At 64.9% G+C, this 12,858-nt stretch carries 12 protein-coding genes; 6 read left to right on the top strand and 6 right to left on the bottom strand.

Annotated features, from left to right (window positions below; all coding sequences use genetic code 11):
- Positions 1-12 precede the first annotated feature (12 nt).
- The gene (locus CH276_RS21710; protein ID WP_032394033.1) at positions 13-234 is read left to right on the top strand and encodes an exodeoxyribonuclease VII small subunit; all 222 of its coding nucleotides are present in this window, start codon (positions 13-15) and stop codon (positions 232-234) included.
- Here the strand turns inward: CH276_RS21710 and CH276_RS21705 are convergent.
- Positions 231-803: a DUF4245 domain-containing protein gene (locus tag CH276_RS21705; RefSeq protein ID WP_094629552.1), complete on the bottom strand. Its 573-nt coding sequence runs from the start codon at positions 801-803 to the stop codon at positions 231-233. The two genes, CH276_RS21710 and CH276_RS21705, sit on opposite strands and share 4 nt — an antisense overlap.
- A gap of 135 nt (positions 804-938) precedes the next feature.
- Here CH276_RS21705 and glpX point away from each other — a divergent pair, with 135 nt between their 5' ends.
- Complete coding sequence (gene glpX, locus CH276_RS21700) at positions 939-1,979, top strand: class II fructose-bisphosphatase (protein ID WP_032394031.1); 1,041 nt, start codon at positions 939-941, stop codon at positions 1,977-1,979.
- A 47-nt stretch (positions 1,980-2,026) separates the two neighbouring features.
- Complete coding sequence (locus CH276_RS21695) at positions 2,027-3,427, top strand: class II fumarate hydratase (RefSeq protein ID WP_032394030.1); 1,401 nt, start codon at positions 2,027-2,029, stop codon at positions 3,425-3,427.
- 100 nt (positions 3,428-3,527) lie between these two features.
- Here the strand turns inward: CH276_RS21695 and CH276_RS21690 are convergent, their stop codons facing one another.
- The gene (locus CH276_RS21690) at positions 3,528-4,385 is read right to left on the bottom strand and encodes an acyl-ACP desaturase (protein WP_032394029.1); all 858 of its coding nucleotides are present in this window, start codon (positions 4,383-4,385) and stop codon (positions 3,528-3,530) included.
- Between the two features lie 129 nt (positions 4,386-4,514).
- On the opposite strand from CH276_RS21690, the gene CH276_RS21685 reads away from it, so the two are divergent.
- Both CH276_RS21685 and CH276_RS21680 read left to right on the top strand, forming a co-directional pair.
- The gene (locus tag CH276_RS21685; RefSeq protein WP_094629551.1) at positions 4,515-6,107 is read left to right on the top strand and encodes a serine hydrolase; all 1,593 of its coding nucleotides are present in this window, start codon (positions 4,515-4,517) and stop codon (positions 6,105-6,107) included.
- Positions 6,104-6,511 carry a limonene-1,2-epoxide hydrolase family protein gene (locus tag CH276_RS21680; protein ID WP_094629550.1) on the top strand — a complete coding sequence of 136 codons (408 nt, stop codon included), beginning with the start codon at positions 6,104-6,106 and terminating at the stop codon, positions 6,509-6,511. The genes CH276_RS21685 and CH276_RS21680 overlap by 4 nt, the downstream gene beginning before the upstream one ends.
- A gap of 117 nt (positions 6,512-6,628) precedes the next feature.
- Here CH276_RS21680 and CH276_RS21675 read toward each other — a convergent pair whose 3' ends face one another.
- The 3 genes from CH276_RS21675 to CH276_RS21665 all read right to left on the bottom strand — a co-directional run bounded on the left by CH276_RS21675 (position 6,629) and on the right by CH276_RS21665 (position 10,910).
- Positions 6,629-7,954, bottom strand: coding sequence for a PhoH family protein (locus tag CH276_RS21675; RefSeq protein WP_176459373.1), 1,326 nt, complete (start codon positions 7,952-7,954; stop codon positions 6,629-6,631).
- Between the two features lie 428 nt (positions 7,955-8,382).
- Positions 8,383-9,666: a serine hydroxymethyltransferase gene (glyA, locus tag CH276_RS21670; RefSeq protein WP_032394025.1), complete on the bottom strand. Its 1,284-nt coding sequence runs from the start codon at positions 9,664-9,666 to the stop codon at positions 8,383-8,385.
- 47 nt (positions 9,667-9,713) lie between these two features.
- Positions 9,714-10,910 carry a DUF885 domain-containing protein gene (locus CH276_RS21665; RefSeq protein ID WP_094629549.1) on the bottom strand — a complete coding sequence of 399 codons (1,197 nt, stop codon included), beginning with the start codon at positions 10,908-10,910 and terminating at the stop codon, positions 9,714-9,716.
- 135 nt (positions 10,911-11,045) lie between these two features.
- Between CH276_RS21665 and coaA the strand changes: the two genes are divergently transcribed.
- Positions 11,046-11,969, top strand: a complete 924-nt coding sequence (gene coaA, locus CH276_RS21660) for a type I pantothenate kinase (protein WP_037191653.1) — start codon at positions 11,046-11,048, stop codon at positions 11,967-11,969.
- Between the two features lie 12 nt (positions 11,970-11,981).
- On the opposite strand, the gene CH276_RS21655 is transcribed toward coaA, so the two are convergent.
- Positions 11,982-12,764: an isoprenyl transferase gene (locus CH276_RS21655; protein ID WP_032394023.1), complete on the bottom strand. Its 783-nt coding sequence runs from the start codon at positions 12,762-12,764 to the stop codon at positions 11,982-11,984.
- Between the last annotated feature and the right edge of the window lie 94 nt (positions 12,765-12,858).

The raw sequence follows: 12,858 nt of genomic DNA, 5'->3' as shown, positions 1-12,858 counted from the left end.
GAAGGAGTACGCATGAGCGAGAACGACAAGCCGGTATCGGAACTGGGCTACGAGGAGGCCCGCGACGAATTGGTGGGCGTGGTGAAGATCCTCGAACAGGGCGGGCTCGATCTCGACGCCTCCCTGGCCCTGTGGGAGCGGGGAGAGCAGCTGGCCACACGCTGCGAGGAGCAGCTCGCCGGTGCCCGCAAGCGGATCGAGACCGCGCTCGCGAGTACCGAGAAGCACAGCTAGGGCGTGAGCGGTTCGGTCACCTCGAGGGACTCGGCCAGCGTGGTGAAGTCCTCGATGCCTGCAGTACCGCCCAGCAGGATTCGCACGTCACCGAAGTCCGAGACCCAGTACTTTCGCGAGCCCTCCTCGCCGTAGACGACCCAGTCCCGACCCGACACGTTCTGTGTGCCCGACGCGTACACCGTCTCCTCGCCGGCGACGAAGGGAACCAACACTTCCTCGACGGCGCTGGTCTGGGTCAGCTGCAGATACGCACCCGATCCGGTGATGTATCCGACAGTCGACACCGGTCCGCCGTTGTCGCCTGCGATCGTCGGACGACTGCCCGAGTTGGGGGTCCAATCCTCGGGAACAGCCGGATTGCGCACCGGAAAGCCGATTTCGGACGCGTCGTACTGCAGCGCGGTGTCGATGTCGAAGTTGGGGATGGGGCCCTGCTTGGGCCCACCGGGGCTCAGCGAGCACTGACTGGCAATACCGGCGATCAGCAAACATGCGATGACCAGCGGTATGAGCGACCACACCATGTCGCGGCTGTTGTTGAGAATCCGGGGTTTGCTGTTCGCCACCTCACCAGTATCCCCTCTGCGCAGCAGTGCTCGGTCGGCGCGTGCCTCACAGACGACCCGACCCCACCGCGGGCATCACAGAAGTGAGATAATCGCGCCTGGGTAACACCCCACCAACCAGGAGGCTACAAACCGATGACGGCCAGCACCGAGTCCACTCGCGCCATGGCGCCAGATCGCAACCTCGCACTCGAACTCGTACGCGTCACCGAGGCCGGTGCGCTCGCCTCGGGTCGCTGGGTCGGTCGCGGCGACAAGGAAGGTGGCGACGGAGCAGCAGTCGACGCCATGCGTCAGTTGGTCAGCTCGGTCTCGATGCGCGGCGTCGTCGTCATCGGCGAGGGCGAGAAGGACGAAGCGCCGATGCTCTACAACGGCGAACAGGTCGGCAACGGCAACGGCCCCGAGGTCGACTTCGCCGTCGATCCTGTCGACGGCACAACGCTGATGGCCAAGGGCATGCCCAACGCCATCTCCGTTCTCGCGGTCGCCGAGCGCGGTGCCATGTTCGATCCGTCCGCCGTCTTCTACATGAAGAAGATCGCCGTCGGACCCGACTTCGCCGACGTCATCGACATCACCGCACCGGTCGCGGAGAACATCGCGCGCGTCGCCAAGATCAAGAAGGGATCCTCCTCCGACGTCACGGTGTGCATCCTCGACCGACCCCGGCACGCCGAACTGATCCAGCAGGTGCGCGACACCGGCGCTCGCATTCGTCTGATCTCCGACGGCGACGTCGCAGGTGCCATCGCCGCCGCCCGACCCACCTCCCCCATCGACATCCTCATGGGCACCGGCGGAACTCCCGAAGGCATCATCGCGGCGGCCGCGATGCGCTGCATGGGCGGCGTGCACCAGGGCATGCTGGCTCCGACCGACGACGACGAACGCCAGAAGGCGATCGACGCCGGACACGATCTCGATCGCGTCCTGTCCACCGAAGATCTGGTCTCGGGCGAGAACGTCTTCTTCACCGCGACCGGCGTCACCGACGGCGACCTGCTCCAGGGCGTCCGATACTCGGGCGGCGGTGCACACACGCAGTCCATCGTGATGCGCTCGAAGTCCGGCACCGTCCGCATGATCGACGCGTACCACCAGCTCAACAAGCTCAAGGAGTACTCGACCATCGACTTCGACGGCGACACCTCCGGCGCCATCCCGTCCTTCTGACCGTCCGCTCGACGAAGTTTCCGCTCCCCTACCGAGGCAAGAGGTCAATGACAGAGAACGAACAGCAGTTCCGGATCGAGCACGACACGATGGGAGAGGTTCGCGTTCCCATCGATGCGCTCTGGCGTGCCCAGACACAGCGTGCCGTGGAGAACTTCCCCATCTCGGGCCGTCCGCTCGAGCGCACTCAGATTCGCGCGATGGGCCTGCTCAAAGCAGCCTGCGCGCAGGTCAACAAAGACCTCGGTCTGCTCGACGGCACGCTGGCCGACGCGATCATCGCCGCCGCAACCGAGATCGCCGACGGCAAGCACGACGACCAGTTCCCGATCGACGTCTTCCAGACCGGCTCGGGCACCAGCTCGAACATGAACGCCAACGAGGTCATCGCGTCGATCGCCAAGGCGGCAGGCGTCGAGGTGCACCCCAACGACCACGTGAACATGTCGCAGTCCTCCAACGACACGTTCCCGACGGCCACTCACGTCGCCGCCACCGAGGCAGCCGTGACGTCGCTCGTGCCCGCACTGCGTCACCTCCACGAGGCTCTCGTGACCAAGGCAACGGAGTGGAAGCACGTCGTCAAGTCCGGCCGCACCCACCTCATGGACGCCGTTCCGGTCACCCTCGGTCAGGAATTCGGCGGTTACGCCCGTCAGATCGAAGCCGGCATCGAACGCGTCGAGGCCACCCTGCCGCGGCTCGGTGAACTCCCCATCGGCGGCACCGCCGTCGGCACCGGACTCAACGCACCCGACGGCTTCGGCCCGAAAGTCGTTGCAGCACTGGTCGAGTCGACCGGCATCGACGCACTGACCGCCGCCAAGGATTCGTTCGAGGCGCAGGCCGCACGCGACGGACTCGTCGAGGCCTCGGGCGCACTGCGCACCATCGCGGTCTCACTGACCAAGATTGCCAACGACATTCGCTGGATGGGATCGGGACCGCTCACCGGACTCGGCGAGATCGCCCTCCCCGACCTGCAGCCCGGCAGCTCCATCATGCCCGGCAAGGTCAATCCCGTTCTGCCCGAAGCTGTTACGCAGGTCGCGGCTCAGGTCATCGGCAACGACGCCGCAGTCGCATTCGGTGGCGCGTCGGGCGCATTCGAGCTCAACGTCTACATCCCGATGATGGCGCGCAACGTCCTCGAGTCGTTCAAGCTGCTCGCCAACGTCTCGGTACTGTTCGCCGACAAGTGCGTCGTCGGCCTCGAAGCCAACGTCGAGCACCTCAAGACCCTCGCCGAGTCCTCGCCGTCCATCGTGACGCCGCTGAACTCCGCGATCGGCTACGAGGAAGCCGCCGCAGTCGCCAAGCAGGCACTGAAGGAGAAGAAGACGATCCGTCAGACGGTCATCGACCGCGGACTGATCGGCGACAAGCTCAGCGAAGCCGAACTCGACAAGCGCCTCGACGTCCTCGCCATGGCGAAGGTCAAGGACTAGCTTTCCCGTTCGCCCGCCGAACCCCTGAACGCGTGAATGGTCCATTGCACCGCCGAGACGTGTGCAATGGACCATTCACGCTTTCGAAAGGGGCCGAACCTCAGGCGAGGTGAGCGAGTTCCTCGCGTGCCTTCAGGCCGTCCTCGCCCAGATCGGTGCGATCGAAGATCTTCCAGCCCGCGAGCAGCGGCTTGAACACCTTCTCGCGTTCCTGATCGGCGTCGTAGATTCCGGCTTCGGCGAGAGCGGCGGTGCTGCTGCCGCGGTCCGGCAGGTCGACCTCGGGAATCTTGAATCCGTTGATCCGGTCTGCGATGGCGCGGGCGGCCTGATCGGGAACCACGGCGAAGGCCTCGTTCAGAATATTGGCGTAGAACGTCGACTGCAGGGCGTCGTCGTCGGCGATCTTGCCGAGGATGGTGGCCAACACCGGATCCTTGCCGAGAGCGATGGTGTTGCGGTTACGCAGGGCGGCAGCGGCCTCCTCGATGGCGAAATGCGCCAGGATGTCGAGCAGATGCTGACTGGGCGCATCGTATCCGAGCGTCATGTGCTCCATCCGTACCCGCTCCAGGGCGACCGGATCGACTGCGCGGGTGAGCACCAGGAAGTTGCGCAACACTATCGACTGCCGGTTCTCCTCCGACGTCCATCGGCCGGTCCACTTCCACCAGGCACCGAGGCCGGTGAGCGCGTGGGCCAGTTCGCGGTGGTACGCAGGCAGGTTGTCGGCCACCAGCACGCCGACCGTGGCGGACAGGATTTCGACATCGCTGAGATGCGACTGCTCGGGCGACCAGTCCTCGCCACCGAGGAACGCGAAATTCTTGCCGTCGTCGAACGGCGCGAGGTCATGGGGGTGCCAATCGCTCGCTGCCTCGATGTGGCGTCGTAGATTCTCTTCGACCGCGGGCTCCAAACGGACCAGCAGATCACCGTCGGACAGGTTCGTAGACATGCGGTAACCGTAGCGCCTGCGCCCGAGTGCCCGACGTCGCGCCCCTGACCATTGTGAATTCTCCTAACGCCAGGTCGTTGCGGGTCTATTCTCATGTGCATCCAATCATCGAAGTGAGGACTCCTCGTGATGCGGTCGGGTCGAAATTCTCTGTGTCTTGTTGCTGTGTGCTCTCTGATCGTGCTGGTGGGATGCTCGAACGACGCACCGACCGCAGACAGTCCCCCGACATCCGAGCCCGCGCCGACCAGTGACCTGTCCCCAGGTCAGGTCGCGGGCGTCGATGTTCCGGCCGGCCGCGTCGACGATGCTGTCGGCAAGCTCGACGGCATCGCCGAGGAGCTGATGGCATCGTCGAACATCCCCGGGATGGCCATAGCCGTCGTGCACGGATCCGACGTCGTCTACTCGAAGGGGTTCGGCGTCCGCGAAGTGGGCACGGACGACCCCGTCGACGGTGACTCGGTGTTCCAGTTGGCGTCGCTGTCCAAATCGGTGGGTGCGACGGTCATCGTGTCCCAGGTGGGAGCGGGCGTGATCGACTGGTCGACGCCGGTGGTCTCGGAATTGCCGTGGTTCGCGCTCGACGACCCGTGGGTGACCGAGAACGTCACGGTCGGCGACTTCTATGCGCATCGAAGCGGGCTGCCCGAGCACGAAGGCGATCTGCTCGAGGACCTCGGTTACGACCGCAGGCAGATTCTCGAACGCCTGCGCGAGGTCCCCCTCGACCCGTTCCGCTCCACGTACCACTACACCAACTTCGGCATCACGGCTGCGGCCGAGGCCGTCGCTGCGGCGTCGGGCAAGGACTGGGACACCCTCAGCCAGGACATGATCTACGGCCCGCTCGGCATGACCTCGACCAGCTCGTCGTTCGCGGACTACATCGCTCGGGCCGACCGGGCCGTACCCCACGTACTCGTCGACGGCGAGTACCAGGCGAAGTACCAGCGGGAACCCGATCCACAGACCCCGGCCGGCGGCGTCAGTTCCTCGGTGAACGACCTCGCGAAGTGGCTGACGATGCTGATCGCCGACGGAAACCACGACGGACGACAGCTCGTGGACCCGGAAGCCCTCCTGCCCGCGATCAGCGCGCAGATCGTCTCGAGCCCGTCGGAGACACCGGATTCACGCGCCGGCTACTACGGCTACGGATTCAACGTCTCCACCAGTGCCGCCGGTCGCACGACGGTGAGCCATTCGGGAGCATTCGCGCTCGGAGCGGGCACCAACTTCGTCTGGATTCCATCCCTCGACGTGGCCATCGTCGTACTGACCAATGCCGCACCCATCGGCATCGCCGAAACGGTAACCGCCGAGTTCGCTGACCTCGTCCAGTTCGGCGAGGTGCGGGAGGACTGGCGAACGCTGTACAAGAACGCCTTTGCCGGCATGAGCGAACCGGAGGGCGAGCTCGCAGGCAAGACCCCGCCCACGAATGCTGCTGCGCCACAACCTCTCACGTCGTACACAGGGGTGTACCAGAACAGCTATTGGGGGCCTGCGACGATAACGGAGGTCAACGGGAAACTGGTGTTGGCCATCGGGCCGAACGGAACCTCCTACGAGTTGTCACCCTGGGACGGTGATACGTTCACGTTCGAGCCGACCGGTGAGAATGCACCCGACGGAACCGTTTCCGAGGCGACGTTCGACGGGAACACGCTGACCCTGGAGTTCTTCGACGGCGATGGATTGGGACGATTCACCAAGTGACCGACACACAGCAGGCAACCGAGACCGTAGTGAATCTGTTCGACGCGTTGAGAAGTCGAGACACCGAGCGCGCCATGTCGCTCCTCGACGAACGCGTCGTGTGGCACAACGTCGGCTTACCGAAGGTTCGCGGCCACTCGAACGTGGGCAGGTTCATGGCGACGCTCGCCAAGCCTGCGTTCGGCTTCGACGTGATCGTGCACAACATCGCTGCAGACGGAGACGTCGTGCTCACCGAGCGCACCGATGTGCTGATCTGGCGACGACTCCGAATCGAGTTCTGGGTGTGCGGAACCTTCGAGCTGCGCGACGGCAAAGTAGCCGTGTGGCGGGACTACTTCGACAACGTCGACTTCCTGAAAGGGTTTGTGCGAGGGGCATTCCGGGCCGTGCTCGGCCGGTGACCCCTGTGAGCGAAACTTCGTAGTGGGGTACGAGGCAGGAGTGGAGCCTGCGGAACGACCCTGAAGGCAGGAGTGGAGCCTGCGGAACGACCCGCAGGCTCCACGCTCCCAGGGGGGTCAGGCTCCCGAAGGCCCGAATTCTTCGAGCATTTCCGTCACCAGTGCCGCGATGGGTGAACGCTCGCTGCGGGTGAGGGTGATGTGCGCGAAAAGTGGGTGACCCTTGAGCTTTTCGATCACTGCAGCGACGCCGTCGTGTCGTCCGACGCGCAGGTTGTCTCGCTGAGCGACGTCGTGGGTGAGTACGACGCGTGAGCCCGAACCGAGCCGGGACAGAACCGTCAGCAGCACGTTGCGTTCGAGTGACTGCGCCTCGTCGACGATCACGAAGGAGTCGTGCAGCGATCGGCCGCGAATGTGTGTCAGTGGCAATACTTCCAGCATTCCGCGGGCGATGACCTCCTCCATCACCTCCGGGCTCGCGAGCCCTTCGAGGGTGTCGAAGACCGCCTGACCCCAGGGGCCCATCTTTTCGCTCTCGCTACCGGGGAGGTAGCCGAGCTCCTGGCCACCGACGGCGTAGAGAGGCCGGAAGACAACGACTTTGCGGTGCGAGCGACGTTCGAGAACGGCCTCCAGTCCGGCGGTCAGCGCCAGAGCGGACTTACCGGTGCCTGCTTTTCCGCCGAGCGAGACGATGCCGATGCTCTCGTCGAGCAGAAGATCCAGCGCCACTCGCTGTTCCGCCGAACGGCCGTGCAGGCCGAACGCCTCACGTTCGCCGCGCACGAGTTGGATCTGCTTGTCCGGCGTGACGCGACCCAGCGCGCTCTGCCGTCCGGCAAGCAGTCGAACTCCCGTGTGACACGGCAGGTCTCGCGCTTCCACGAGGTCGATGACGCCGTCGTTGAACAGCGTGTCGACTGCGTCGGACGGTACTTCGAGTTCGGTCATTCCGGTCCAACCGGACGGCACCACGTCGTGTGCGTGGTATTCGTCGGCGGGGAGACCGACGGCACCGGCCTTGACGCGCAACGGAATGTCCTTGCTGACGAGCACGACGTCCTTGCCCTCGGCCTTCAGGTTCAGCGCGCAGGCGAGGATTCGAGAATCGTTGGAGTCGGTACGGAAGCCGACGGGAAGAACCGAAGGATCGGTGTGATTGAGCTCGACTTGCAGTGTGCCACCGGAAGTTCCGATGGGAACCGGCTGATCGAGTCGACCGAACTCGACGCGCAGGTCGTCGAGCATGCGCAAGGATTCCCGCGCGAACCATCCCAATTCGTGATGGTGGCGTTTGCCCTCCAACTCGCTGATGACGATCAGCGGAAGTACCACATTGTGCTCGGCGAACCGGATGACTGCCCACGGATCCGAGAGCAGAACCGAGGTATCGAGCACGAATGTCCGAAGAGGGGCGGAAACGGAGCGTGAAGTGGTCACGTGGGGCTCCTACGTCTGCGCGGTACCGCGCAAACTCTGTCGCTCGGCCGGTCGGGTCCGATGTGTCAGGTGACACGAGGACCGGGTACCGGCCCTCTCGCGCTCACTAGCTCAGTCACGTATCAGAACCTCCCGCACAGGTAGCTTCCCCGCTGCCTGTTACTGCCGACGGTACCGCCGAAATCGAGGTTCGGCTCGTTGGAAGTCTGGCGTGTCGGTGAACAACGCGTTACGGCCGAATCGACCCAGGTCGGCAATCGAGCGGTGCCGAGAGTGCCCTCCCCGGATGCGTCAATGGACCACTGCACACGTCTGGGCGCTGCAATGGTCCATTGACCCAGACCAGGGTTCTGCGTGAATGGACCACTGCATACGTCTGGGCGCTGCAATGGTCCATTGACGCGGACCGGGTGGGCGCGAGTGCTGGGTCAGCCCAGCAGTCCCCAGTCTTCGAGGCCCTCGTACAGTGGCTTGCTCTGTGCCAACTTCACGACGCGGTCCTTGAGGGAATCGCTGGCCTCGCCGGTGGCCAGGGCGGTGCCGATGATGTCGGCCACCTCGGTGAACTCGGCCTCGCCGAATCCGCGGGTTGCCAGTGCGCCGGTGCCGATGCGCAGGCCGGAGGTGACCATCGGCGGACGCGGGTCGAAGGGCACTGCGTTGCGGTTGACGGTGATGCCGACCTCGTGCAGGAGGTCCTCGGCCTGTTGGCCGTCGAGCTCGGAGTTGCGCAGGTCGACGAGCGCGAGGTGCACGTCGGTGCCGCCGGTGAGGACGGAGATGCCCTTGTCGGCGACGTCGGCACCGGTGAGGCGATCGGCGAGCAGCGATGCACCGAGGAGGGTGCGTTCCTGGCGTTCCTTGAATTCGGGCGTCGCAGCGATCTTGAAGGCGACGGCCTTGGCGGCGATGGCGTGCATCAGCGGACCGCCCTGCTGGCCGGGGAACACTGCGGAGTTGAGCTTCTTGGCCCATTCCTTCTTGGCCAGGATGATGCCGGAGCGGGGTCCACCGAGGGTCTTGTGCACGGTCGAGGAGACGACGTCCGCGTACGGCACGGGCGAGGGGTGCACGCCTGCGGCGACGAGTCCGGCGAAGTGCGCCATGTCCACCCAGAGCAGTGCGCCCACTTCGTCGGCGATGGAGCGGAACGCAGCGAAGTCCTGGTGGCGCGGGTAGGCAGACCAGCCGGCGATGAGCACCTGCGGCTTGGCGGCGATGGCCTGCTTGCGCACCTCGTCCATGTCGATCCGGTGGTCTTCCTTCGACACCCCGTACGACTCGACCTCGTAGAGCTTGCCCGAGAAGTTGAGCTTCATGCCGTGCGTGAGGTGGCCGCCGTGCGCCAGGTCGAGGCCCATGATCTTGTCGCCCGGGTTGATCAGGGCCATCAGCACGGCTGCATTGGCCTGTGCGCCTGCATGCGGCTGCACGTTGGCGAACTCGGCACCGAAGAGTTCCTTCGCGCGGTTGCGCGCGAGATCCTCGACGATGTCGACGTGCTCGCAACCGCCGTAGTAGCGGCGGCCGGGGTAGCCCTCGGCGTACTTGTTGGTCAGGACGCTGCCCTGGGCCTGCAACACCGCGCGGGGGACAAAGTTCTCCGAGGCGATCATCTCGAGAGTGTCGCGCTGACGCCCCAGCTCACCGGCCATCGCCTCGGCGACCTCGGGATCGAGTTCGGCCAGTGACAGGTTGTTGACGTCAGTCATAACAGGAGTCTCCAAAGGGACAGCAGAATGAAGGGGGCTCGGCCAGTTTACGAGACGCGCACTGCACCGGGTGTCAGTGGCTCGTCGAGCAGCCTGCCGAACAGCTGCGCGCGCTCACTCGCCGTCTCGCCGCGGTCGAGCCAGCCGGCCAGCAGCTTGTAGCCCTCGACGTAGGTGCTGATGTATGCCCGCCACAGCGGGGAGGACAGAAACCGCAGGCTGTGCCGGGCGCGCTGCGGCGATGCCAACGACCATCGCTCCAGGTAGGCGGCTACGTCGTCCTCGCTCTTGTGCTGGTCGTGCAGCAGCAGCGCGGCGTCCTGGCGCACCCCCAACAGCCGGCTCGACGCGGCCGCGAGACGCTCGGCCTTGTCGCCGTCGAACCGCAGACCCAGATCGGCGTAGATCTCCTGCGCCCACAGGCCCCAGCCCTCGCCCACGATGGCCCCGAGGGCGTGATCGGCCAGGCCCTCGGCCATCAGGCACTGCGGGGTGTTGACCAGGAACAGCGTCTGCTCCAGCTGGCCTGCACCGACCAGGCCGCTCTCCTTGCGGCAGTGCTCGGTGTGGTGGCCGGGATAGGACTCGTGCGCGATCAGGTGCGGCAGGTTGGCCATCTGCTGCTCGATGTCGGAGTTGATCGCGACGGTCGACCGGAAGTCACCGAGGTAGTAGTTGAACCCCGACCACGGCTTGTCGCCGACGACCTCGTAGGTCACTTTCTCGGTGTCGGGCAGTGTGTACTCGGCGCGGACGCGGTCGCGCAGTGCGGACGAGAACGCCTCGACACAGTCCTGCAGTCGGTCGGCCGGAATCACGTCGGCTCGGCGATGCGCGATCAACCGTTCGCCGAGTGACCCGGGACCGGCGAGGACCTCGTCCATCATGCGGTGTGCCTGCAGGTACTGGTCCTGATCGCCCGCGGAGATTCGGACGTCGAAGTAGGCGTAGACCTCGTCGACGAAGCCGATGTCCTCGCCTGCGAACTTGCGTGCCGAGCATTCGAGTGCGCGCAGGTGGACGTCCAGGAACGTCGTGCGCTCGGGCGTCATATCGACGTTGCCGAGCTCGGCGCGCAGTGTCTGTGCTCGACGGATCAGCTCACGCGGCTCGGGCGCGGGGGCGTTCTCGGTGATACGACGCAACTCGGGATCGCCGGTGTACGCGTCGACGAATCCGTCTTCGAGCCGGTCGAAACTCAGGCCCAGCAGCAGGTATTCACGAACGAGGGAAGCAGCATCCATAACCGAACCCTAGTACGGCGAACGACCCCGCCCGTGCGCGATCGACCGGCACCGAGCACAATCTGGAACCATGCGACTCGCGCTCGACAGGAGCTCAGCCGAACCCTCCGCAGCTCCGACCTGTTGGAGCTGTGCGTGAGCGAGTCCAGTCCGTACGTCGAGTTCGACCGTGTGCAGTGGCGCACGCTGCGCCAATCCACGCCGTTGGTGCTGACCGAGGAAGAGCTCGTCGGTCTGCGTGGTCTGGGTGAACAGATCGATCTCGACGAGGTGGCGGAGGTCTATCTGCCGCTGGCACGACTGATTCACCTCCAGGTCGCGGCTCGGCAACGACTCTTCGCCGCGACTGCGACGTTCCTCGGCGAGAAGCACCCCGACCGTCAGGTCCCGTTCGTCATCGGTGTCGCGGGCAGTGTCGCCGTCGGCAAGTCGACGACGGCCCGTGTGCTGCAGGCACTCCTGGCTCGATGGGACCACCATCCGCGGGTCGATCTGGTCACCACCGACGGATTCCTGTATCCGACGGCCGAGCTCATGCGTCGAGGCATACTGCACCGCAAGGGATTTCCCGAGAGTTACGACAGGCGCAAACTGCTCAGATTCGTCACCGAGGTCAAGTCCGGTACCGAAGAGGTCGGCGCACCGGTTTATTCGCACGTCTCGTACGACATCGTCAAGGGCCAGTACCACATGGTCCGGCAGCCCGACATCCTGATCGTGGAGGGGCTCAACGTTTTACAGACCGGACCACGGTTGATGGTCTCGGATCTGTTCGACTTCTCGATCTACGTCGACGCGCGGATCGAGGACATCGAGAGTTGGTACGTCAAACGCTTTCTCGCATTGCGCAAGACGTCCTTCACCGATCCGTCCTCGCACTTCCACCACTACGCAGGCCTGTCCGACGACCACGCGCAGATCGCGGCCGAGGATCTGTGGCATTCGATCAACCTCCCCAATCTGGTGGAGAACATCCTGCCGACGCGACCGCGAGCGACAATGGTGCTGCGCAAGGACAACGACCACGCGATCAACCGGCTGCGGCTTCGTAAGCTGTAGAGCCGAACTCGATCAGATACCGAAACGTCGGTGTCTGGCCGCGAAGTCGCGCAGCGCACGCAGGAAGTCGACGCGACGGAATTCCGGCCAGTAGGCCTCGGTGAACCAGATTTCCGAGTACGCGCTCTGCCACAGAAGGAAGCCGGACAGTCGCTGTTCGCCCGAGGTGCGGATGACGAGATCCGGGTCGGGTTGGCCGGAGGTGTAGAGGTGACTGCCGATCTCGTCGACGTTGATCGACGCCACCAGGTCGTCGCCGCTGACGCCCTCGGCGATCTTCTCGCTGACCAGGGACTGCACGGCGTCGGCGATTTCCTGCCGCCCGCCGTATCCGACGGCGACATTGACGTGCGTTCCGGATCGTCCCTCGGTCAGCGCTGCTGCTTCCTTGAGCCGACGCGCGGTCGACGCGGGGAGCAGATCGAGGGTGCCGACGAGTTTGACGCCCCAGTTCATCTCGGGTCCGCAGATCTCCTCGACGACGTCGGTGATGATGTCGAGCAGTGAATCCAATTCGTCCGCGTCTCGGCGCAGGTTCTCGGTGGATAGCAGGTAGATGGTGGCCATCTCGATTCCGGCCGCATCACACCAGCCGAGCATCTCGGCGATCTTCAGGGCTCCCATCCGGTGCCCGTGCGCGACGTCGGTGAATCCGTTCTCGCGCGCCCAGCGGCGATTGCCGTCGCACATCACCGCCACGTGCCGAGGGTGCTGAACCCCTTCGAGCTGGCTCAGCAGACGCCGCTCGTACACGTTGTAGAGAACGCCGCGGACCTTCTGCGGAATGATCACCACTGCTTCGTCACCGCTGCTCTCATCACCACGAAGGATCACCTTACGCCGACGTCTGCGAGCCGGTCGCCGGTACAGTAGCGTCAGAACCTACGGT

Origin of the sequence: Rhodococcus sp. 06-470-2, assembly GCF_002258235.1 — a bacterium.
Taxonomy (GTDB): domain Bacteria; phylum Actinomycetota; class Actinomycetes; order Mycobacteriales; family Mycobacteriaceae; genus Rhodococcoides.
This window is presented reverse-complemented; position numbering and strand designations above follow the sequence as displayed.